Below are 22,070 nucleotides of genomic sequence, written 5' to 3'. Positions count from 1 at the left end.
GCGGGTCATCCTCGCAGCGCGTCGGGCAGGGCGGAAGGCTCGACGCCCCACGATTCGAGGATCAGCCGCGCGTTGTGGAGCTGACTGCCGAGGTACGTGTCGCCGTCGGAGCCCGGCTGGCCGAGCGAGTCGCCGTACAGCGCGTCGTCGCCCGAGTACACGGCCACGTCGGCCTCGGCGGCGATGGTCGCGGCCGCCTTCGGCGAGATCGAGGCCTCGGAGAAGACCGCTCGCACACCCGTGGCACGGATGCGGTCGACGAGGCGGTCGATCTCGGCGGCGCTCGGCTCGGCGTTGTCGTCGAAGCTCGGGATGACGCTGCCGACGAAGGTCACGTCGTACGCGCTGAGGAAGTAGGTGAACGCGTCGTGGTTCGTCACGAGCAGCCGTTGATCGGCGGGCACCGCGGCCACGTTCTCGGCGATCCAGTCGTCGAGTGCCGCGAGCTGCGCCGTGTAATCGGACTCCCTCGCGCGCAGGGCCTCGATGTCGACGCCGTCGAGGTCGGCCAGGCCGTCGGCGATGTTCGCGACCATCTGCTCGGCGAGGGCGGGGTCGGTCCAGATGTGCGGATTGCCGGACCCGTGGGCGTGGTCGTCATCGTCGTGCGCCTCGTCGCCGTGCTCGTCGGCCTGCGCCGCCTCGTCGTGCACCTCATCGGTGCCGGCCAGCTCGATGCCCGTGCTCGCGTCGATGAGCGCGCCGTCGAACCCGGATGCCGCGATGGCATCGTCGAGCCAGCTCTCGAGACCGCCGCCGTTGACGACGAGCGCATCGGCCTGCCCGAGTGCGAGCAACTGCGCCGCCGAGGGGTCGAACGCGTGAGCGCTCTGCCCGGGCTGCAGCAGCGGCGTGAGCTCGACCTGCTCCCCCGCCAGCTCATCCGTGAAGTCGGCGACCTGGGTCGTGGTCGCCACGACTCGAGGCCCGTCTCCCTCACCGCCCGTTCCCGGCGAGGCACAGCCCGCGAGCAGCACGACGGAGGTCGCCGCGGCGGCGAGCAGCACGAGGCGAGCGGAGCGGCGGGGTCGGGTGGTGGGCACGAAGCCACCGTACGCTTATTGATAATGGTTGTCAAAATCACGAAAGCGTGCCGCAGCGAATGTCGCTCGGTGACGGCGGCTGTGGACGGTTCACCCACGTGACACCGGTCCATGCGACCATGTCTGCCGTGGAGATCACCACGGCACCCATCACGCTGCACCCGTTCACCGTCGCCGACGCCGAGCGCCTGCTCGCGGGCGACGTCGACCCGTTCGACGGATGGGAGGGCGGCTACTCGTTCACCGACGAGCCCGAGCTGCTCGCCGACTACGTCGGCACCGCCCGGCGCAATGGCGACCCGGCCCCCTTCGGCCCCTACCTGGTGCGCCGAGCGGCCGCACCCGATGGCGCCGACGGCGCGGCGATCGGCGGCGTGAACCTGTTCGGTCCGCCCGATCAGCGCGGAGCGGTGGAGTTCGGCTTCGCGCTCGTTCCCGCCGCGCGCGGCGAGGGCCTGTCATCGCACGTGGTCGCCGAGGCCCTGCGCCTGATCGCCTCGACCGGCGCCACGATCGCCCGAGCCGAATGCGAGATCGCGAACCTTCCCGCCCGGCGCGTGCTCGAGCGGGCCGGGCTGGTCGAGGTCGCCCGCGCCACCGATTCCGTCACCCTCGAGATCCGGCTGTAACGGCTCAGTCCAGCAGCAGCGCCGGCTCCTCGATGATCGAGGCGACGTCGGCGAGGAAGCGGCTGGCGACGTCGCCGTCGACGACCCGGTGGTCGAACGAGCCGCCGATCGTCGTGACGTACCGCGGGCGGACCTCGCCGTCGACGACCCACGGCTTCTGCTTGATCGTCCCGAGCGCCACGATCGCGACCTCGCCGGTGTTGAGGATGGGCGTGCCGGTGTCCATGCCGAAGACCCCGATGTTCGTGATGGTGATCGTGCCGCCCTGCATCTCGGCCGGCTGCGTCTTGCCCTCGCGCGCCGTGAGGGTGAGCTGCTCGAGCGCGGTCGCGAGCTCGACCATCGACATCGCCTGCGCCTCCTTCACGTTCGGCACGATGAGGCCGCGCGGCGTGGCGGCGGCGATGCCGAGGTTCACGTAGTGCTTGACGATGATCTCCTCGTCGGTCCACTGCGCGTTCGCGGTGGGGTTGCGTCGAGCCGCCCAGATCATGGCCTTCGCCATGATGAGCAGGGGCGACACCTTGACTCCGGCGAAGTCGGGCGAGGCCTTCAGGCGCTTGATGTACTCCATCGTGCGCGTGGCGTCGACGTCGACGAACACCGATACATGCGGCGCGGAGTATGCGCTCTGCACCATCGTCTGCGCGATCACCTTGCGCACGCCCTTCACGGGGATCCGCGTCTCGCGATCGGCCGGCAGTTCGGGCGTCTGGATGTTCCGGAAGACGCTCGCCTGGCTCGCCTCGCGGATCACGTCGTCGCGCGTCACGTCGCCGATCGGACCCGTCGGCGTGACGCGCGACAGGTCGACGCCGAGGTCCTTGGCCAGCTTGCGGATGGGCGGCTTGGCGATCACCGGCATGCCGTCGTCGGCACGCTCGGCGGGACGGGCGGGCTCACCGATGCCCACAGAGGCGCCGCCCGCCGGTGCGGCCGCGGCCGATGCGCTCGTCGCCGGCACGTCGGTCGGGGACGGCGGGACGAGGTGCTCGTGAGCTCCACCGGGTGAGGGATGGCGCCGACGGCGACTGCGCGTCGGGCCCGAGCTCCCGTGCCCGACGAGCACGGCGCCGGCGCCCTCGGACTCCACGGCCAGCGCGGGGACCGCGTCGGCCGCAGGCGCGGACGGGGCAGGCTCGGCAGATATGCCGCGCGCGGCATCCGTTCGGATGACCAGGATGGGCGTGCCGACGTCGACGGTCTGCCCCTCTTCCACGAGCAGCTCGGCGATGGTCCCCTCGAAGGCGCTCGGCAGTTCGACGAGCGACTTCGCCGTCTCGATCTCGACGAAGACCTGATCGAGCGCGATGCGGTCGCCGGGGGCGACGCGCCACTGCACGATCTCGGCTTCGGTGAGGCCCTCGCCCACGTCGGGCAGTGGGAACCGGATCTCGCTCATCGTGCTCCTCGGGTCGTCTTCGGAATCAGTAGGACAGCGCGCGGTCGACGGCCTCGAGCACGCGGTCCGCGCTCGGGAGGTACTCCGTCTCGAGCGCGGCGGGCGGGAACGGCGTGTCGAACGCCGAGACGCGCAGCACGGGCGCCTCGAGCGAGTAGAACGCGCGCTCGGCCACCGTCGCGGCGATCTCGGATCCGACGCTCACGGCGCCGTAGGCCTCCTGGGCGACGACGAGCCGGCCGGTGCGCTGGACCGAGTCGACGATGGGGCCGTAGTCGATGGGGGAGAGGGAACGCAGGTCGACGACCTCGAGGCTCCGGCCCTCCTCGGCCGCGATGTCGGCCGCCTGCAGGAGCGTGGCGACCATGGCGCCGTGGCCGACGACCGTGACGTCGTCGCCGCGGCGCACGACCCGGCTCGCGTGGAGCGCCAGGCCGCTGTGGTCGTGGTCGACGGGCCCCTTCGGCCAGTAGCGGCTCTTCGGCTCGAAGAACAGCACCGGGTCGTTCGAGGCGATGGCCTCCTGGATCATCCAGTACGCATCGTGCGGCGAGGACGGGCTGACGACCCGGAGGCCCGGCGTGTGGGCGAAGTACGCCTCGGGGCTCTCCTGGTGGTGCTCGATCGATCCGATGTGCCCGCCATACGGCACGCGGATCACGACGGGCATCGAGACCGTGCCGTCGTGGCGCACCGTCTGTCGCGCGAGCTGCGTCGTGATCTGGTCGAACGCCGGGAAGATGAAGCCGTCGAACTGGATCTCGACGACCGGCCGGTAGCCGCGCATCGCGAGCCCGATCGCCGTGCCGACGATGCCCGATTCGGCGAGGGGCGTGTCGAGCACGCGGCGGTCGCCGAACTCGTCGAGCAGCCCCTCGGTCACGCGGAACACGCCGCCGAGCGCGCCGATGTCCTCGCCCATGAGCAGGACCTTCTCGTCGGCGCGCATCGCCTCGCGCAGCCCGGCGGTGATGGCCTTCGCCATCGACAGCGTGTGCACGCCCCGCAGGCCGGCGGTGTCCTGGTCGGCGGGTGCGCCGGTCAGCGTCCCGGTCGTCTCGACCGTCATGCCTGGCCTCCTTCGAACGAGGTCTCGTACTCCTCGAGCCATGCCGCCTGCGCCTCGACGAGCGGGTGGGGCTCGCTGTAGACGTGCGCGAAGATGTCCCGGCGCGGGGGAGCGGTGATCTCGAGCGTGCGCGCGCGAACGTCGGCCGCGAAATCGGATGCCTCTTCGTCGACCTCGTCGAAGAAGGCGGATGTCGCGCCCCGACCCTCGAGCCACGTGCGGTAGCGCGTGATCGGGTCCCGCTCGGTCCAGTAGGCGACCTCGTCGTCGGTGCGGTACTTCGTGGGATCGTCGGCCGTGGTGTGCGCGCCCATGCGGTAGGTCACGGCCTCGATGAAGCTCGGACCGTCGCCGGCTCGCGCCTCTTCGAGCGCCTGTCGCGTGACCGCGTAGCTGGCGAGCACGTCGTTGCCGTCGATGCGGATGCCGGGCATGCCGAAACCGCCGCCGCGCAGCGAGAGCGGGCTCCGGGACTGGCGCGAGACCGGTACGGAGATGGCCCACTGGTTGTTCTGCACGAAGAACACCTGCGGGGTCGCATAGCTCGACGCGAACACGAGCGCCTCGTTGGCGTCGCCTTGCGACGTCGACCCGTCGCCGTAGTACACCAGCACCGCGGCATCCGCCTCGGGATCGCCCGTCGCGGTCGCGCCGTCGAACTGCAGGCCCATGGCGTAGCCCGTCGCGTGCAGGGTCTGCGACGCGAGCACGAGCGTGTAGAGGTGGAAGTTGCCGTTCTCGGCGGGGTTCCACCCGCCGAGCGTCGCTCCCTTGAGCAGCCGGAGGATGTTCACGGGGTCGAGCCCCCGGATCATTCCGACGACGTGCTCGCGATACGACGGGAAGATGTGGTCCTGGGGGCGCGCGGCCCTGATGGAGCCGACCTGCGCCGCCTCCTGTCCGTGGCTCGGCACCCACAGCGCGAGCTGACCCTGACGCTGCATGTTCGCGCCCATCACGTCGATGCGACGCGAGAGCACCATGTCGCGGTAGAACTGCTCGAGTGCCGCGTCGGGGAGGGCCTCGACGAGCGGCAGGTAGGGCTCGGCCTCGGCGGTCGGGCGCAGCTCGCCCTCGGGCGTCAGGAGTTGGACCGTCGGTGCGGTGAAGTCGCGTGAGGGGGCTGCCACCGTTCCACGGTACCCGCTCGGTCGGGGCCCCTTCTTGTGAAGGTCAGACAAGCTCCTTGAGAACCGTTAGGAGTACGTCCACAGATTCCGGCTCGCCGACCGACACCCGGATGCCGTCGCCGGGGAACGCGCGCGCGACGATCCCGACGTCGAACAGCCGCTCGGCGACCTCGGTCGTGCGCTCGCCCGTGGGGAGCCAGACGAAGTTCCCCTGCGCCTCGGGGATGGCCCAGCCCTGTGCGATCAGGGCGTCGCGCAGGTCGTCGCGGCGGTGGGCGAGCTGGTCGACGCGGCCGAGCAGCTCGGCCTCGGCGTCGGACTCGAGCGCGGCGAGCGCGCCCGCCGTGGCGACGGCTGTGACGCCGAGCGGGATCGCGGTCGCCCGGGCGGCGTCGAGGATCTCGACCGGCCCGATCGCGTAGCCGACGCGAACGCCAGCAAGCCCGTACGCCTTCGAGAAGGTGCGGAGCACGACGAGGTTGGGGTAGCGGCCGATGAGATCGCTGCCGACGACGGATGCCTCGTCTCGGACGAACTCGGCGTACGCCTCGTCGAGCAGCACGAGCCGGTCGGCGGGCACGCTCGCCATGAAGCGCTCGAACTCGTCGCGCGTGACCGCGACGCCGGTGGGGTTGTTGGGGGAGCAGACGATGATCACGCGCGTGCGATCCGTCACGGCCGCCGCCATGGCCTCGAGGTCGTGGCCGTGGTCGGCGCGGTTCGGGACCTGCACGCTTCGTGCGCCCGCGACGGTCACGAGGCCGGGGTAGGCCTCGAAGGAGCGCCACGAGTAGACGACTTCGTCGCCCGGCGCCGCCGCGGCGAGCACGAACTGGGCGAGCAGCGAGACGGATCCGGCGCCGACGAGCACCTCGTCGGCGGTGACGCCGTAGCGTTCGGCGAGCTTCTCGCGCAGCACGAGCGCCGTGGCATCCGGGTAGCGGTTGACCTCGGCGGCGGCGGCCGCGATCGCCCGCTCGACGGCCGGGACCGGCGGCCACGGGTTCTCGTTGCTCGAGAGCTTGAAGCCGTTCGCCGGGGCCGGGCGGCCCTGCCGGTACGGGGGAGGGCGGCGATCTCGGGGCGCAGGCGGACCTGCGCGTTCGTGGGCTCCGGTGCGGTCACGGATTCCACCGTACCCCTTCGGTGCGGTGCACCCCGCTGCCATACTCGGGGCATGCGCTTCCTGCTGAAGATCGCCGTCTCGGCGTTCGCCCTGTGGCTCACGACCCTCATCGTGTCGGGCGTGCGCGTGGTGCCGTACGAGGACTCCGACCTCGCCACGGTGCTCACGTACCTGCTCATCGCCCTGATCTTCGGCGTCGTCAACGCGACCGTGGGCACGTTCATCCGCATCGTCGGGTTCCCGCTGTACGTGCTGACCCTCGGCCTCATCTCCTTCATCGTGAACGGCCTGCTGCTGCTCATCGTCGACTGGATCAGCGGACTGATCGGCTTCGGCCTCGAGGTCGACGGCTTCTGGTGGGGCGTGCTCGGCGCGCTCGTCCTCGGCGTCATCAGCTGGCTCATCGGCCTGGTGGTCCGCCCCCGCGACTGATTCGCGCGGCTAACCGGCCGAGCCGGTGCCAGCCTCGCCGTCGGCGCGGACCGCCCGCCAAAAGGTGACCTCGGCCGCCCCGGTCCCGATGAACTCGGTGATCCGTGCCCGGAACTCGCGCAGGCGCTCGTCGTCGGACGCGTCGATCGCCTCCGCGGTCCCCCGGTAGGCGGTCAGCGCGTGCGCGGGAACGGCGGCGGCGTCGCCGTGCACGAGCTCGCCGACGCTGCGCTCGACGACGATGCGCCCCGGTGCCGCGACGCCGTGGCCGCCGGTCGCCGGGACGAAGTCCTCGGAGTGCTCGACCGAGAGCGTCGGGACGTCGCCGGTGTCGACCTGCCCGATGGGTCCGCCGAGGTTCACCGCGGCGACGACGTCGAGCGAGGGATCGGCCGCGAGGTTCGCGGCCGCGAGCCCGCCGGCCGAATGGCCGACCAGCACGATGGGGTCGCCGGGCGCGATGCCCGCCTGATCCATCGCCTGGCGGATGGCGCGTTCGCCGGCACCCCGGGTGGTCGGGAGCCCTGCGGACTCGGCGACCATGTGCACGTTGGAGGTCGAGTCGTACGGCTCCGCCCCGGGCTCGACCGTGAAGTCGGCCGTGCCCGCGGAGTACACGACCCATCGCGGACCGTCGGCACCCGCGTACCGCTCGATCCGCACCTGGGGAGCGTCGGCCTCGGACGGCGGCACGCGGTCGGCGAGGTCGCCGATGCCGCGCGGCGCGGGAGCGATCGCGCTGGGCGCGCCCGTCGGGCTCGTCGCGGGAGGGTCGGCCCGGCGCACGCCGACCGGCGTCTCCACGAGCGCAGTGGTGCCGGCGACGAGCCCGACCAGCCCGGCCGCGGCGACGACCATCGACGCGTTCTCGGGGACCTCGACGCCGGAACCGCCCGCCCACAGGCCGGGACTGTGGAGCAGGCCCGCGACGAACTCGTCGGCGTCGTCGGCCACGGCCCGCACGAGCGAGACGAATCGCGGATCGGCCAGCACCTCGCGACCGTGCGCGGCGAACAGCATGGCGAACGCCGCGCGGGTCGTCTCGGGCGAGATCAGGGACGTGGCCGCGACCGCGGATCCGAACCCGAACGCCGCCGGCAGGATCGACAGCGCGAGCCCGGGTGCCATCACCCCGAGCAGGCCGGCCGCGAGCCGCTCGCCGAACCGGCTCGCCGCCGAGTCGCGCTCGGCCGCGTCGTACCCGTCGGCGCTCGCCGCCAGCGCGCCGGCGAGCTCACGTGCGTCGGCCTCGCACGAGTTCAACGCCGACTGCGCCCACGCGAGCGTCTCGGGCCGGTCGATCGCCCAGCCATCCCGCATCGCGCGCTCGCGGACCGATGCGAGACGGTCGCGCCAGGCCGCGAGGAGCTCGGCCGCCGCCGTGAAGCGAGCCGCGTCGTCGAGGAGTTCGTCGGTCGCGACGGCGGTGGTGACCCCGGGACCGGCGACGATCAGGTCGCCCATCGCACCGCTCCCCGGTCTCCGATGAGCCAGGACACGTCGTCTGGCGACGGGTCGTCGAGCGTGCGTCGCACGCGCTCCGCCTCGGCGGCGAGCGCGGCCTCGGCGTCACCGAGGAGGCGTTCGGCGTTCGCGAGCGCGTGGCGGATCGACTCGCGGCGTTCTGCGTACGCGGCAGCGGCGCGCGAATGCCAGGTCGCGCCGCCCTGGGGAACCAGCCCCGGTCGCGACGCCTCGACCTCGCGCCGCAGCTCGCGCAGGTCGGCGATGGCCGACTCGAGTTGGATGAGCCGCCTCCGACGGCCGATCAGGACGGGGTCGTAGCCGGGTTCGACGAGGGGCATGCGCCGAGCTTCGCCGACCCGACAGTCACGTCGATCTCGGCACAGGCCCGTCGCAGGATCCGCGTCGACCTCGTCGCCCGTGGAGGACGAGTCGGACCAGCTGCCTCAGTCGAGCAGCACCTGCTCGAGCGCGTGCGCGCCCACCCGCCCGATCGGGCCATTGTCGACCCCGATGGCGTCGACGATGGCCGACCCGATGGCGAGCGCCCACCCTCGCGCGCGAACCCAGTCGGCGGAATCCGTCGGCCGTAACCGCTCGATGCGGTCGCGGAAGCGGGTGCGCCCGACCGGGTCGAACACCAGCCACGCCGACGCGAGATCGGTCGCCGGGTCGCCCGCGGTGAGGTCGCCGAAGTCGAGCACCGCGGCGAGGCGCCAGCCGTCAACGCCCGCCGAGCGCTCGAGCAGCAGGTTCCCTGGGTGCGGGTCGCCGTGCACCCATCGCGGCGAGCCGGTCCACGGGGGCGCCGCGAGTGCATCGGACCACACTGCGGCGAGCGCCGCGACATCCGTCGTCACCGCGCGCTCGAGGCGGCCCGACGCGAGCCGCTCGGCCACCGCCTGGTCACGGTGCGACAGCGGCACGCCGCGATACGGATTCGGGGGCGCCTCCGACGGGGCCGGCCGACCTATGGCGACGAGCACGTCGGCGAGCGCCTCGGCGATGGGCCGACGGTCGGCCGGCGCCACGGATGCTGCAGGCACGCCGTCGAACCACGGCGTGATGCTCCACGCATACGGGTATCCGAGGGCGGGCCGGCCTGTCGCCACCGGAACCGGTGCGCGGACGCCGTCGGGAAGCGACCCGGCGATGACGGGCAGCCAGCGCTGCTCCGAACGGACAAGCCGGTCGCCGAGCGCGCGCCGCGGCATCCGCACCGCCCATCGACGGCCCAGCCGGAAGATCGCGTTGTCCCAGCCGTTCGCGACGAGCTCGACGGGACCGGCGAACGACGGGTGCTGGGCCGCGACCAGGCGCGTGACGAGCGCCGCGTCGACGTGCACATCGGCCTCGGGCGCATCCGCCGCCATGGCCACCTCCGCACCTCGTCCCGGATATCGGGTACCCGGACCGGATTCGGCTCTGTTCCGAACCCGCGCGACTCGTCCACAATAGGTGCCATGACGCGTGCGGAACCCGCGGGGGAGGCCGCGCAGCGATTCCGTGTCTCGTTCGTGTGCACCGGCAACATCTGCCGGTCGCCGATGGCGGAGGTCGTGCTGCGCTCCCTCGCCGAACGGGCCGGGCTCGAGGGGTGCCTCGCGATCGAGTCGGCCGCGACGGGCGACTGGCACGTCGGCGAGCAGGCCGACCAGCGCACGATCGACGCGCTCGCCCGCGCGGGGTACGACGGCTCCAAGCACCGCGCCCGCCAGTTCGACCCAGACGACTTCCCCGACATCGACCTGGTGGTCGCGTTCGACCGCGGGCAGTCGCGCGTGCTGCGCAACTGGGCCCGCACCACCTACGACGAGCACAAGGTCCGGTTGCTGCTCGAGTTCGACCCCGAGCTCTCGCCGCTGCAGGACGTCCCCGATCCGTACTACAGCGACGACGCGACCTTCGACCAGGTTCTTGGGATGATAGAGCGGTCGACGTCGGCGCTCTTCCGGCAACTCGCTCCCGCTCTCAGACAAGGACTCCGATGACCTCGCTGCCTCCCCAGCCGCTCAGCCCCCTCGACGGCCGGTACCGCGCCGCCGTCGGTGAGCTCGGCGAGCACCTGTCCGAAGCCGGGCTGAACCGGGCGCGCGTTCACGTCGAGATCGAGTGGCTGATCGCCCAGACCGACCGCGGGTTCTTCGGCACGACGGCGTTGTCGGCCGATCAGAAGCAGGCGCTGCGCGGGGTCGTGACCGAGTTCGGCCAGGCCGACATCGACGAGCTCGGGCGCATCGAGGCCACGACGCGGCACGACGTGAAGGCCGTCGAGTACTACGTGCGCGCGCAGCTCGACCGGCTGGGGCTCTCGCACCTGGCCGAGCTCACCCACTTCGCGTGCACGAGCGAGGACATCAACAACCTCTCGTACGCCCTGACGGTGCGCGACGCGGTCGCCCAGGTCTGGCTGCCCAAGTACCGCGCCGTCATCGCGAAGCTCATCGGCCTCGCGCAGGAGCACCGCGACGCCGCGATGCTCTCGCGCACGCACGGCCAGCCCGCCACCCCGACCACGATGGGCAAGGAGCTCGCTGTGTTCGCGCACCGCCTCGATCGCATCCGCGCCCAGGTCGAGGCGACCGAGTACCTCGGCAAGTTCTCGGGTGCGACGGGCACCTTCTCGGCGCATGTCGTGGCGGCGCCGGATGTCGCGTGGCCCGAGGTCTCCCGCGAATTCGTCGAGTCGCTCGGGCTCACGTGGAACGCCCTCACGACGCAGATCGAGTCGCACGACTGGCAGGCCGAGCTGTACGGCCGCATCTCGCACGCCAACCGCGTGCTGCACAACCTCGCGACCGACATCTGGACCTATATCTCGCTCGGCTACTTCCGCCAGATCCCGGCCGCCGGGGCCACCGGCTCGTCGACCATGCCGCACAAGGTCAACCCGATCCGCTTCGAGAACGCCGAGGCGAACCTCGAGCTCTCCTCGGCCGTGCTCGACTCGCTCGCCGCGACGCTCGTGACGAGCCGGCTCCAGCGCGATCTGACCGACTCGAGCTCGCAGCGCAACATCGGCGTAGGGTTCGGCCACTCGGTGCTCGCGCTCGACAACATCCTGCGCGGCCTCGGCGAGATCGACCTCGACCGCGACCTGCTGCTGGCCGACCTCGACGGCAACTGGGAGGTCCTCGGCGAGGCGATCCAGACCGTCATCCGGGCCGAGGTCGCCGCGGGCGACTCGAGCATCGCCGACCCCTACGCGCTGCTCAAGGAGCTCACGCGCGGCAAGCGCGTCGGCGCCGCCGAGCTCGCCGAGTTCGTGCAGGGCCTCGAGATCTCGGATGGCGCGAAGCAGCGCCTGCTCGCGCTGACCCCGGCGACGTACGTGGGCCTCGCCGACGAGCTGGTCGACCGCCTGGGGGCCGACTCGGTGGAGTGACGGATCGGCGGGTCCGCCCTCGGCGGATGATCGGGCCGCCGCAATGGACGGCAGTGCACCAATCGGACGCCACATGTCGGACGCCGAGTCGGTCAGTGCGCGGACGGTCCCGACGGATCGCGTCGCTGCGGGTCGCCGCCCGTGCCGTCGCCGTGCTCGCCGCGGTTCGGCTTGACGGTCATCGCGAGCAGCGCGAGCCCCATGAGCACGACGATGAAGGTGCCGCCGGCCGTGATGAGCGTCAGGAACCAGTCGCGCGTGGTCATGAGCACGATGAGGGCGGTGAACACGGCCGCGATGGCAGCTCCGCCCACGAACTCGACGGGACGCAGCACGTCTCTCCGGCTCGGCCGGAAGTCACCGGGGGGCTGGGTCACGATCGCTCCGATCCGGATGCCGCGTCGCCGGTGCCCACCGGCTGGGACGCGGCCCACTTCAGCGAGAACCCGCCGATCAGCAGCAGCACGCCGAGCACCACGAAGTAGGCGCCGAGGAGGCCGACCGCGGTCACGGGATCGAGCGGGATGAGGACGTACACGAGGGCGAGGAGGCAGGTGGTGGCGCCCGCGGCGACCCAGTCGCGCGCGGCGGCCACGCGGCCGCGCGCGCGCAGGCCGGCCACGAGTTCGAGGATGCCGGTGATCGCCGCCCAGACCGCCACCGTGAAGACGAACACGCCGACACCGCCTGGAGCGGTGTCGCGGAGCCCGAGCGCCGTGAGGCCGGCGGCCGCCGTGAGCACGCCGTTGCCGACGAAGATCCAGCGCGCGACGCGGTCGGCGACCAGGCGCGCGGCGAGCGCACCCACGATCACGCCTGCGGCGACCGCCCACGCGCCGAACACCGTGAGGCCCAGCGCCGGCGAGTGGTCCTGGGAGAACGTGATGACCGCGGACGGCACGAGCGCGAGCGCACCGCGCACCACCGGAACGAGCCAGGCTGCGGCGCGTTCCGGCGCGGAATCGCGGGCATGGGCCACGGCGACCTCTTTCGGCTGGGGAACGCTCCAATCCTACGCGGGCCGCAGTCGGGAGTATGCCGATCGCCGAACGCATGCGGTTCCGTCGAGCGCGGCCGGGTGCGCGCGCGTTCGCCAGAGGTCCACGCGCTCGGCGCTCGGACTCACAGCGCCTTGAGGATGTCCTCGACCCGGTCCTTGGCGTCGCCGAAGAGCATCTGGGCGTTGTCGCGGTAGAAGAGCGGGTTCGGCACGCCGGCGTACCCGGACGCCATCGACCGCTTGAAGACGATGACGTTGTCGGCCTCCCAGACGCGCAGCACCGGCATGCCCGCGATCGGGCTGCCCGGGTCCTCGGCCGCGGCCGGGTTCACGGTGTCGTTCGCGCCGATGACGAGCACGACCGACGTGTCGGCGAGGTCGTCGTTGATCTCGTCCATCTCCTCGACGATGTCGTACGGCACCTTGGCCTCGGCGAGCAGCACGTTCATGTGGCCGGGCAGGCGTCCGGCGACAGGGTGGATCCCGAACCTGACGTCGATGCCCCGCTCGCGGAGCTTCTGCGTCAGTTCGGCCACCGGGTACTGCGCCTGGGCGACGGCCATGCCGTAGCCGGGCGTGATCACGACGCTCGACGCGCTCTTGAGCAGTTCCGCGGCATCCTCGGCCTCGATCTCGCGGTGCTCGCCGACCTCGTCGTCGCCCTTGCGCGGGGCCTCGATGCCGAACCCGCCCGCGATCACCGAGATGAAGGAGCGGTTCATGGCCTTGCACATGATGTAGGAGAGGTACGCACCCGACGAGCCCACGAGCGCACCGGTCACGATGAGCAGGTCGTTGTCGAGCAGGAAGCCGGCCGCGGCGGCCGCCCAGCCCGAGTAGCTGTTCAGCATCGAGACGACCACGGGCATGTCGCCGCCGCCGATCGACGCGACGAGGTGCCATCCGAGTGCCAGTGCCAGCGCGGTGACCACGACCAGCAGCCACAGCTGCGGCGTGACGACGTACCAGACCGTCAGGCCCACGAACACGACGAGCGCGCCCAGGTTGAGCACGTTCTTGCCCGGCAGCACGAGCGGCGCGGACTTCATGCGCGCCGACAGCTTGAGGAACGCGACGATCGAGCCCGTGAAGGTCACGGCGCCGATGAAGACGCCGATGAAGACCTCGGCGTGGTGGATGTCGGCCAGCGCGCCCTCGAGTCCGGGCTCCTCGAGCGCGCCGTTCCAGCCCACGAGCACCGCCGCGAGTCCGACGAAGCTGTGCAGCAGCGCGATGAGCTCGGGCATCCCGGTCATCTGCACGATGCGGGCCCGCCACAGGCCGATCGCGCCGCCGATGAGCATGGTGACCACGAGCACGATGAGCCCGACCGTGGCGGACGGTTCGCCCCACGCCTGGGCGAACGTGAGCCAGACGGTCGCGACGAGCGCGATCGCCATGCCGATGATGCCGTAGGTCACGCCGGAGCGCGCGGTCTCGTGCTTGCTCAGGCCGGCGAGGCTCAGGATGAACAGCAGGGCCGCGACGAGGTACGCGGCACCGGCGATGGAGGCGGGGGTGATCAGGGTCTCAGGCACTCTGGGGGCTCCTCAGGGGACGTCGTCGTCGCGGTCAGCTGCTCGTGCGGTCGCCCTTGGCGAACATGCCGAGCATGCGCCGGGTCACCGCGAAGCCACCGAAGATGTTGATGCTGGCCAGCAGGATGGCGATCGCCGAGAGCACCTGCACCGCCGGGACGTCGCTCGTGACCTGCACGATCGCGCCGACGATGATGATGCCCGAGATCGCGTTCGTCACGCTCATCAGCGGAGTGTGCAGCGCGTGCGCCACCTTGCCGATCACGTAGAAGCCGATCACGATCGAGAGGGCGAGCACGGTGAAGTGCTGCGGCAGGGGATCGGGCGCGATCGAGTTGACCACGAAGAGCGCGGCGATGCCGGCCGCGATCAGCGCGATGCGGCCGCCCCGGGTGAGGGTGCGCGTGCGCTTCGGGGCCGCGGATGTCGCGCCCGCGCCATCCGTCGCCACCTTCGCCGGCGTCGGGGCCGCCGAGACCTGCACGGGCGGCGGCGGCCACGTGACCTGCCCGTCGCGGACGACGGTGACCGAGCGCTGCACGATGTCGTCGAAATCGATGGTCAGCTGCCCGTCCTTTCCGGGCGTGAGCAGCTTGACGAGGTTCACGAGGTTCGTGCCGTACAGCTGCGACGCCTGCGCGGGCAGGCGCGAGGCGAGGTCGGTGTAGCCGAGGATGATCACGCCGTTGGGCGTGACGATGCGCTCGCCCGCGACCGATCCTTCGACGTTGCCGCCCTGCCCGGCGGCCATGTCGACGATCACGCTGCCGGGCTTCATGCTCGCGACATCCGCCGCCGTGATCAGGCGCGGCGCGGGCCGACCCGGGATCAGCGCGGTCGTGATGACGATGTCGACATCACGTGCCTGCTCGGAGTAGATCTCGGCAGCGCGGCGGTCGTACGCCTCGCTCGTCGCCTTGGCGTACCCGTCGGTCGACTGCTCGACGGCGACCTCGACCTTCAGGTACTCTCCGCCGATCGACTTGACCTGGTCGGCGACCTCGGGCCGGGGGTCGGTCGCGCGCACGATCGCGCCGAGGCTGGATGCCGCGCCGATCGCGGCGAGTCCCGCCACGCCCGCTCCGGCCACCAGGACCTTCGCGGGCGGCACCTTGCCCGCCGCCGTCACCTGCCCCGTGAAGAACCGGCCGAACTCATGCGCCGCCTCGACGACCGCGCGATATCCCGAGATGTTCGCCATCGAGCTGAGCACGTCCATCGACTGCGCGCGCGAGATCCGCGGAACCGCGTCGAGCGCGAGCGCCGTGACGCCTCGGGCCGCGAGCGCCTCGAGCAGGTCGGGGCGCAGGGCCGGGCTGAGCAGGCTCACCACCGTGGTGCCGGGCTGCAGCAGGGCCATCTCTTCGGGCGTCGGCGCGTTGACCTTGAGCACGGTGGGGCTCGCGAACGCCGCTTCGCGCGACACGATGCCGGCGCCGACGGCGGCGTACGCGTCATCCGGGAACGACGACTGCGCGCCCGCACCCGCCTCGACCACCACCTCGTATCCGAGGCCGATCAACTGCTTCACGGTCGCCGGGGTGGCGGCGACCCTGGTCTCCGAGCCCTGCTCGGTGACGACGCCGATGCGCGTCATTCGCTCTCCTTCTCGTCGCGGCGACCATGCTCGTCGATGCGACGCGGCATCTCTGGATGGGTCCGTGCGGGATGCCGTCCGGCGGAGCCGGGCGCGGCGGCACTGCTGCACGGATCACCATACGTCCCGCCGCGCACGTTGCTCCATCTTTGACGGTCGCTCGGCGTGAAACTCCCGGTGATCTTTCGCGGCGCGAAACTGCGGCGCAGTCGTGACGGCGGGACGGCGGCCGAGGATCCCGGTCGCCGCCCCACCATCGGATGAGTCGAGTTCAGCTCATCCCTGGCCCTTCGGGCCGCAGCCTCCCCACATCCCATGACGGTCGGGCTCGACGTCGTCGACGACGAGCACGTCTCCGCCGAGCGTCACGATGTAGGCGGTGTCGCCGTCGAACGACAGCGACGTCGGCAGGTTCAAGTCGTCGACGATGACGGTGAACGTGCCGTTGCCGTTCAGCCGGAGCAGCTCGCCGCTGTTCGGCAGACCCGGGCTGCCGGGCTCGACCTCGCCGGGCGAGTCACCCTGGGACAGCGCGTAGATACCGCAGTCCGCCGCTTCCACGTCCACGATGAGGCTGTAGCCGGAGGCCAGCTCACGAGTCGACGGGTGCCTCGGGTCCAGGCGGACGACCTTGCCGTCCGCGGGGTTGTGCGGAATCGGACCTGTCTCGGCGATCAACACCTTGGCTCCCCACACCTGCAGCCCGGTCGGGACGACGTTGCCGTACTGCACGACCTCCGTGATCGTCCCGTCGAGCTCGACGAAGAGTACGCGGTTGTGGTGACCGTCCGTCACGATGAATCCGCCCTCGTACGGTGCGAACGCGTACTGCACGCCGGTCGCCAGGAAGTAGTCGGCATCCGGCGGGTTCTCGAGCGACCATTCGGCCGTGTTGGCGATGACTGTCGTCTCGTCGACGTCGTCGATGCGATAGATGCCGCCGTCGGCGCTGCCCCCGACCTCCGGCCCCACCACGCTGATGAGCACGTAGGCGGTCTCACCGATGAAGGTGACGTCGAAGACGCCGCCGGGCCCGGTGACCGGCAGGCCGGTCGCGATTGTCGTCGTCGCGCCGGTCGACGTGTCGATGCGTACGACCTCGCCGCCTGCACGGTCCGCGACGTAGAGAGCGCCATCGGGCCCGATGGTGCTCCCGATCGGCCCCGCCAGCCCCGTCGCGAGGACGTCCGCGATCGGTTCGGGTGTCGAGCCGGGCGGAGCCGCGGTCGCCACCGCCGGCAGGAACGCGGAGGCCAGAGTCGTCCCGATGATGGCGGCGAGCGCCGCCATTCGTCCCGTACGCATGTCGAGATCCCCCCTCGTGATCGAACCCATGCGCCACGTCGCTGGTGCGACGCGTCCGGTGCCCCCCGGCCCGATCGTGAGGTCGCTGCGCGAGGCAGCACCCGACCAGAATCCTCTCGCCCTACGAAAGCGTCAAGGATTCCTCAGTATTGAGGCCACCCCACTTCGAGTGTCGTCGGACACCCGCTGTGTTCGGATTCCGTCGAGCTCGTTCTATTATCGAATCGAGCGCCCGTGCCTGCACCGGCGTCGGGGATGACACGAGGAGCACATGACCGCACCAGCCACGCCGAGCGGCGGCGCCGGGTCGCAGACCCTGAGTCGCGGCATCCGCGCCCTCGAGATCCTGGCCGACGCCGACCGCAACCTCTCGATCGACGAGGTCGCCGCCGGACTCGGCGTGCACCGGTCGGTGGCCTATCGTCTGCTGCGGACGCTCGAGGACCACGGACTCGTCGCCCGAGACGCGGCCGGCCGGCTCACCCTCGGCACGGGGCTCGCCGCGCTCGCATCGGGCGTCGCCCGCGACCTCCAGCAGGTCGCCCTGCCCGAGCTCAGCGAGGTCGCGAACGAGTTCGGCATGACGTGCCTGCTCGCGGTGCTCGTCGACACCGAGGAGGCGGTCACGCTCGTGAGCGCCGCGCCGCGCCAGACGACGGCGGTGGTGTCGTACCGGCCGGGACACCGCCATCCCATCACGCGCGGCGGACCCGGGAAGGCGATCCTGCTCAGCCTGCCCGAGAGCGCGTGGCCGACCGACGTCTCGCCCGAGTTGCGCGCCGAGATGGCCGAGAGCCGAGCGCGCGGCTACACGCTCAGCCGCGACGAGGTCGTTCCCTCGCTGCGCTCGGTCGCGGTACCGCTCACGCTTCCGGGGCAGCCGCCTGCGGCGATCGCCGTCATCCACGTGTCGCTTCCGCGGCCGGAGTCCGAGATCGCGGAGCGACTCCAGGCCGCCGCGCGGACGGTCTCGCGTTCGTACGGCGCCTGACGGCTCGACCGCGTCGCCTCCCGGCACAGCCCCGTCGCATCCCGGCTCGGCCCAGTCGCCGGGCCGTGACGAGGGGGCGGCCGGAGCGCGCCCCCGCACGCCCCGGCCCTGCCTGCCCCCCGGCAGGCGTCAGGACACGAGCGCTCCCTGCCGCACCACGAGGTTCTGGCGGAAGAACGCGGCGAGCTCGTCGGTCGCCGCGAGCGGCAGTACATCTGCGACGTACTGGTCGGGACGCACCACGACGACCGCGCCGTCACGTGAGATGCCGCGCTCGTCGAAGATGTCGGTGGGGCACCAGGTGCTCGGTCCTGCCGCGAAGACCTTCTCCCAGTCCATGAGCGCGAGCGGCCCGGTCCTCGGGCGGAAGAGCTCGGGCGCCTTCATGATGTCGACCTGGTCGTGCGACTGCTGGTAGATCACCTTGACATCGAAGACGGCGTCGATGTCGGAGCCCGCGGGCGTGTGGCGCGCGAGCGGCGACTCCGGCGAGGACATCCAGCGGGCCCACTCGGTGAGCGCGGACGCCTCGCCGGGCGGCGGCGCGTCGGCGAACGCGTAGATGCGCCAGCGTCCGTCGGCCGTCGCGTGGTGGCCGAGGTGCACGACGTTGCCGTCGCACACGAGTGAGACCTGCGATGACTTGAACCGCTTGCCGATCGGGAAGCCCGAGGCGAGCTCCTGGTGCGTCGAGTCCCCGACGATCGCGGACGGGCCGTACCGGGTCATGAACCCCGACGGGAACTCGGCCGTGCCGAGGTAGTAGTTCGCGAGCTCCTGCGGATCGGAGATCTCCTCCGGCTTCCGCGCCATGAGGCTCGACCACTCGCGGTCGAAGTCGATGAGCTGCTGTGCGACCGGCTGCCGCTCGGCCGAGTAGGTGGCGAGCAGCGACTCGGGGGAGCGGCCCGTGACCACCGAGCCGAGCTTCCAGGCGAGGTTCCAGCCGTCCTGCATGGAGACGTTCATGCCCTGGCCGGCCTTCGCGCTGTGGGTGTGGCAGGCGTCCCCTGTGAGGAAGACGCGAGGTGCGGCATCCTCCTCGGCCTCGCGATCGTCGAAGTGGTCGGTCACCCGGTGCCCGACCTCGTAGACGCTGTACCAGGCCACCTCGCGCACGTCGATCGAGTAAGGGTGGAGGATGGCGTTCGCCTTCGCGATGATCGTCTCGATGGGGGTCTTGCGCACCTCGTGGTTGTCGTCTTGGGCGACCTCGCCGAGATCGATGTACATGCGAGAGAGGTACCCGCCCTCTCGCGGGATGTGCAGGATGTTTCCCGCCTCGGAGTTGATCGCGCACTTCGTGCGCCAGTCGGGGAAGTCGGTGTTGACGACGACGTCCATGACCCCCCAGGCGTGGGCCGAGATACCGCCGATGTGCTTGCGCCCGATCGCCTCTCGCACGCCGCTGCGTGCTCCGTCGCATCCGGCGACGTACTTGGCGCGCACCGTGCGCTCCTCGCCGGCGCGCTCGCCCGCGGTGTGGCGCAGCCGCACCTCGACCGGGTACTCGCCCGCGGCCTCCGAATCCGCCTCGTGCACGGTGAGCCCCATGAACTCGATGCCGTAGTCGGGAACGATGCGCCCGGGACCGTGGGCCGCCGCTTCGGCGAAGTAATCGAGCACGCGCGCCTGGTTGACGATGAGGTGCGGGAACTCGCTGATCTTGTATCCGTAGTCCTCGGTACGGGTGGTGCGGATGATGTTCCGAGGATCGGCGGGGTCGGGGCTCCAGAAGTTCATGTAGCCGATGTTGTAGGCCTCGGCGATGATGCGCTCGGCGAAGCCGAAGGCCTGGAACGTCTCGACGCTGCGCGGCTGGATGCCGTCGGCCTGACCCAGCACCAGTCGACCGTCGCGCCGCTCGATGATGCGGGTGACCACGTCGGGGTACTGCGAGAGCTGGGCGGCCATGAGCATACCGGCCGGGCCCGAGCCCACGATGAGCACGTCGATCTCGTCGGGCAGGTCGCTGGGGCGGTCGATGCCGACCCCCGCGGCGGGCTTCACTCGCGGGTCGCCTGAGACGTAGCCGTGGTGGTGGAACTGCACGAGGTGCTCCTCACATCGTTGTGTGGCGAAGATGCCGTGTTCGATAATCGAACGTGCAATTCGATTATCGCGCGAGGCAATAGTAGGCCGGGCTCAGCGAATACACAAGCCAGCGGATGGCGCGGGGCCCCGCGCCTCTCGCATCGGGAGGGGATCGGTGGTCGGTCAGCCGTTCGCGGCCGCGACGAGGTGGGGCAGCGCGCGTTCGATCATGTCGGCGGTCGCGGTGAGCGAGATGCGGAAGTGCGCCGGCTGCCCGAACAGCGTGCCGGGCATGACGTGCACGTTCCGATCCGCGAGCCCGGCGCAGTAGGCGACGGCGTCGCCGCCGGGCGCCGCCCCCCAGAGGTAGAAGGTGCCCTCCGGCCGGGTCAGCGTGTATCCCGCGTCGGTGAGTGCGCCGTAGAGCCGGTCGCGCTTGCGGGTGAGTTCGGCAAGGTCGATCGACACCGACTCGAGGGCCGGGACCGAGTACTGCATGAGCGCGTCGGGGAAGCCCCAGCCGATGGCGAGCTGCAACGGCATGCATGAGGCCCTGAGCTCCGCACGCTCCTCGCTCGGAAGGAGGGGAGACAGCGCGAGGTACCCGAGGCGCTGCCCCGGGGCGAGGAGGACCTTGCCGTAGCTGTAGTCGATCACCGTCCACGGATACGAGCCGACCGGGCTGTCGAAGCCGATCCCGTCGAATCGGATGCGACGGTAGGGCTCGTCGGAGACGAGCCAGATGCGTCGGCCGTTCGCGCGCGAGGCCTCCTCGAGCACGCCGGCGAGCGCGTCCCAGGTCTCGCGCGAGTAGACGCGCCCGGTCGGATTGGCGGGCGAGTTGACGACCACGATCCGGGTGCGCGTCGTGATCGCCCGTGCGATCGCCTCGACGTCGAGGTCGAAGTCGACGGGATCGAGCGGTGCCTCGACCGGCACGAGGTTCGCCGCGTGCAGCATGGGCGCGTAGCAGAACCATCCCGGCATGGGGATGACGGCCTCGTCGCCGGCGTCGGCGAGCATCGCGAACGCCAGGGAGAGTGCGCCGAACGCGCCCTGCGTCATCGCGATGTCGTCGGGCTCGAAGTCGAGTCCGAGCTCGGCTCGAAGACCGGCGGCCACGGCTTCGCAGGCGGCGCGCTCATTCGACTTATAGGCGTACCAGCTCACCGACCTGGGCTCGACTTGCGCCCGCATGGCATCCACGAGGCCGGTCAGTGCCATCTCCTTGGGGTTGCCGAAGGTGAAGTCGAGGGCGTCCGGGTCGTTCGCGACATCCTGCATGCTCGCGAAGTAGCTCGTCACCCTGTCGATCGAGGCCCTCGCCTCGGCCGCTCGTGCGGACACCACCATGTCGACCGCCTCTCGGCTCCCGACCCGTTCCGGGTCGGGGCCAGCATCGCAACGGTGGGGTGCGACGTCAATGGTGCACGGCAACCCAGCCTCCACTGGCCGCTCCTCGTCGACGCGCGTAGCGTTCGCTCCATGGCGAAGCTCATCGAGAATCTGGCGGAATCGGTGCCGGCGTGGGGTGCCAAGGTCGCGTACGGCGAGAAGACCACCGTGGACGGGCAGGAGGTGGTGCCCGTGGCGCTCGTCGGCTTCGGCTTCGGCGGCGGCGAGGGCTCGGGTGAGATGCCCGAATCCCGCACGCCCGTCGCGGGCAAGGGAGAGGGCAGCGGTGGTGGTGGCGGAGGGTTCTCCGTGCCGATCGGGGCGTACATCAACGGCCCCGACGGTCTCCGCTTCCGCCCGAACTCGATCGCCCTCGCGGTCGTCGCGGTCCCGCTCGTGACCGCGATCGGCGGGGCGATCGCGGTCATCGTCGGCGCCGCACGGTTCCGTTCCTGGCGCTGATCCCACCGTGGGTCGTCGCAGACGGCAATCCGAAGGACCCGTTCGCTGACCGAGGGATGAGCGCGGCA

General features: G+C 71.2%; 20 protein-coding genes and 1 pseudogene. 6 read left to right on the top strand and 15 right to left on the bottom strand.

Annotated features, from left to right (window positions below; genetic code table 11):
• Positions 1-5 precede the first annotated feature (5 nt).
• Complete coding sequence (locus tag BLT99_RS14595) at positions 6-1,043, bottom strand: metal ABC transporter substrate-binding protein (protein WP_092674016.1); 1,038 nt, start codon at positions 1,041-1,043, stop codon at positions 6-8.
• A 128-nt stretch (positions 1,044-1,171) separates the two neighbouring features.
• On the opposite strand from BLT99_RS14595, the gene BLT99_RS14590 reads away from it, so the two are divergent.
• A complete protein-coding gene (locus tag BLT99_RS14590; RefSeq protein ID WP_157675006.1) occupies positions 1,172-1,672 on the top strand; it encodes a GNAT family N-acetyltransferase in 501 nt (166 codons plus the stop codon).
• A gap of 4 nt (positions 1,673-1,676) precedes the next feature.
• On the opposite strand, the gene BLT99_RS14585 is transcribed toward BLT99_RS14590, so the two are convergent.
• The 4 genes and pseudogenes from BLT99_RS14585 to BLT99_RS14570 form a co-directional block, all read right to left on the bottom strand.
• Positions 1,677-3,074 carry a dihydrolipoamide acetyltransferase family protein gene (locus BLT99_RS14585; RefSeq protein WP_092674010.1) on the bottom strand — a complete coding sequence of 466 codons (1,398 nt, stop codon included), beginning with the start codon at positions 3,072-3,074 and terminating at the stop codon, positions 1,677-1,679.
• 25 nt (positions 3,075-3,099) lie between these two features.
• The gene (locus BLT99_RS14580) at positions 3,100-4,059 is read right to left on the bottom strand and encodes an alpha-ketoacid dehydrogenase subunit beta (protein ID WP_229724625.1); all 960 of its coding nucleotides are present in this window, start codon (positions 4,057-4,059) and stop codon (positions 3,100-3,102) included.
• A gap of 80 nt (positions 4,060-4,139) precedes the next feature.
• Positions 4,140-5,273 carry a thiamine pyrophosphate-dependent dehydrogenase E1 component subunit alpha gene (locus BLT99_RS14575; protein WP_092674005.1) on the bottom strand — a complete coding sequence of 378 codons (1,134 nt, stop codon included), beginning with the start codon at positions 5,271-5,273 and terminating at the stop codon, positions 4,140-4,142.
• 43 nt (positions 5,274-5,316) lie between these two features.
• Positions 5,317-6,452, bottom strand: a pseudogene (locus BLT99_RS14570) (histidinol-phosphate transaminase).
• On the opposite strand from BLT99_RS14570, the gene BLT99_RS14565 reads away from it, so the two are divergent.
• A complete protein-coding gene (locus tag BLT99_RS14565; RefSeq protein WP_092673999.1) occupies positions 6,451-6,831 on the top strand; it encodes a phage holin family protein in 381 nt (126 codons plus the stop codon). The pseudogene BLT99_RS14570 and the gene BLT99_RS14565 overlap by 2 nt on opposite strands.
• Positions 6,832-6,840: 9 nt before the next feature.
• On the opposite strand, the gene BLT99_RS14560 is transcribed toward BLT99_RS14565, so the two are convergent.
• From BLT99_RS14560 to BLT99_RS14550, 3 genes are all read right to left on the bottom strand, one after another.
• Positions 6,841-8,295 (bottom strand): proline dehydrogenase family protein, encoded by a 1,455-nt coding sequence (locus tag BLT99_RS14560; protein ID WP_092673996.1) that lies wholly within the window; start codon positions 8,293-8,295, stop codon positions 6,841-6,843.
• Positions 8,283-8,636 (bottom strand): hypothetical protein, encoded by a 354-nt coding sequence (locus tag BLT99_RS14555; RefSeq protein WP_092673993.1) that lies wholly within the window; start codon positions 8,634-8,636, stop codon positions 8,283-8,285. Before BLT99_RS14555 ends, BLT99_RS14560 begins: the two co-directional genes overlap by 13 nt.
• 105 nt (positions 8,637-8,741) lie before the next feature.
• The gene (locus BLT99_RS14550) at positions 8,742-9,668 is read right to left on the bottom strand and encodes an aminoglycoside phosphotransferase family protein (RefSeq protein WP_092673990.1); all 927 of its coding nucleotides are present in this window, start codon (positions 9,666-9,668) and stop codon (positions 8,742-8,744) included.
• Between the two features lie 90 nt (positions 9,669-9,758).
• On the opposite strand from BLT99_RS14550, the gene BLT99_RS14545 reads away from it, so the two are divergent.
• Complete coding sequence (locus tag BLT99_RS14545; RefSeq protein WP_092673987.1) at positions 9,759-10,286, top strand: low molecular weight protein-tyrosine-phosphatase; 528 nt, start codon at positions 9,759-9,761, stop codon at positions 10,284-10,286.
• Positions 10,283-11,680, top strand: coding sequence for an adenylosuccinate lyase (gene purB / locus BLT99_RS14540; protein ID WP_092673984.1), 1,398 nt, complete (start codon positions 10,283-10,285; stop codon positions 11,678-11,680). The genes BLT99_RS14545 and purB overlap by 4 nt, the downstream gene beginning before the upstream one ends.
• Positions 11,681-11,772: 92 nt before the next feature.
• On the opposite strand, the gene BLT99_RS14535 is transcribed toward purB, so the two are convergent.
• The 5 genes from BLT99_RS14535 to BLT99_RS14515 form a co-directional block, all read right to left on the bottom strand.
• Positions 11,773-12,057, bottom strand: a complete 285-nt coding sequence (locus BLT99_RS14535) for an ABC transporter ATP-binding protein (RefSeq protein WP_188434392.1) — start codon at positions 12,055-12,057, stop codon at positions 11,773-11,775.
• Positions 12,054-12,659 (bottom strand): hypothetical protein, encoded by a 606-nt coding sequence (locus tag BLT99_RS14530; protein WP_092673981.1) that lies wholly within the window; start codon positions 12,657-12,659, stop codon positions 12,054-12,056. Before BLT99_RS14530 ends, BLT99_RS14535 begins: the two co-directional genes overlap by 4 nt.
• Before the next feature lie 143 nt (positions 12,660-12,802).
• Positions 12,803-14,218 (bottom strand): Re/Si-specific NAD(P)(+) transhydrogenase subunit beta, encoded by a 1,416-nt coding sequence (gene pntB, locus BLT99_RS14525; RefSeq protein WP_229724603.1) that lies wholly within the window; start codon positions 14,216-14,218, stop codon positions 12,803-12,805.
• A 34-nt stretch (positions 14,219-14,252) separates the two neighbouring features.
• Entirely contained in the window at positions 14,253-15,815 is a 1,563-nt protein-coding gene (locus tag BLT99_RS14520; protein WP_092673978.1) for a Re/Si-specific NAD(P)(+) transhydrogenase subunit alpha, read from the bottom strand.
• 276 nt (positions 15,816-16,091) lie between these two features.
• Entirely contained in the window at positions 16,092-17,120 is a 1,029-nt protein-coding gene (locus BLT99_RS14515; protein ID WP_157675005.1) for a ScyD/ScyE family protein, read from the bottom strand.
• A gap of 271 nt (positions 17,121-17,391) precedes the next feature.
• Here BLT99_RS14515 and BLT99_RS14510 point away from each other — a divergent pair, with 271 nt between their 5' ends.
• Positions 17,392-18,111 carry an IclR family transcriptional regulator gene (locus tag BLT99_RS14510; RefSeq protein WP_092673971.1) on the top strand — a complete coding sequence of 240 codons (720 nt, stop codon included), beginning with the start codon at positions 17,392-17,394 and terminating at the stop codon, positions 18,109-18,111.
• A gap of 129 nt (positions 18,112-18,240) precedes the next feature.
• Here BLT99_RS14510 and BLT99_RS14505 read toward each other — a convergent pair whose 3' ends face one another.
• Positions 18,241-20,163: an FAD-binding monooxygenase gene (locus BLT99_RS14505; RefSeq protein ID WP_092673968.1), complete on the bottom strand. Its 1,923-nt coding sequence runs from the start codon at positions 20,161-20,163 to the stop codon at positions 18,241-18,243.
• Positions 20,164-20,328: 165 nt separating this feature from the next.
• Positions 20,329-21,498: an aminotransferase class I/II-fold pyridoxal phosphate-dependent enzyme gene (locus BLT99_RS14500; protein WP_092673965.1), complete on the bottom strand. Its 1,170-nt coding sequence runs from the start codon at positions 21,496-21,498 to the stop codon at positions 20,329-20,331.
• Positions 21,499-21,630: 132 nt separating this feature from the next.
• On the opposite strand from BLT99_RS14500, the gene BLT99_RS14495 reads away from it, so the two are divergent.
• Positions 21,631-22,002: a hypothetical protein gene (locus tag BLT99_RS14495; protein WP_092673962.1), complete on the top strand. Its 372-nt coding sequence runs from the start codon at positions 21,631-21,633 to the stop codon at positions 22,000-22,002.
• Positions 22,003-22,070: the final 68 nt, after the last annotated feature.

It is taken from the genome of Agromyces flavus (assembly GCF_900104685.1).
In the GTDB taxonomy this organism is placed as follows: domain Bacteria; phylum Actinomycetota; class Actinomycetes; order Actinomycetales; family Microbacteriaceae; genus Agromyces; species Agromyces flavus.
The sequence above is the reverse complement of the archived record's forward strand: the minus strand, read 5'-3'. Positions and strand labels throughout refer to the sequence as shown.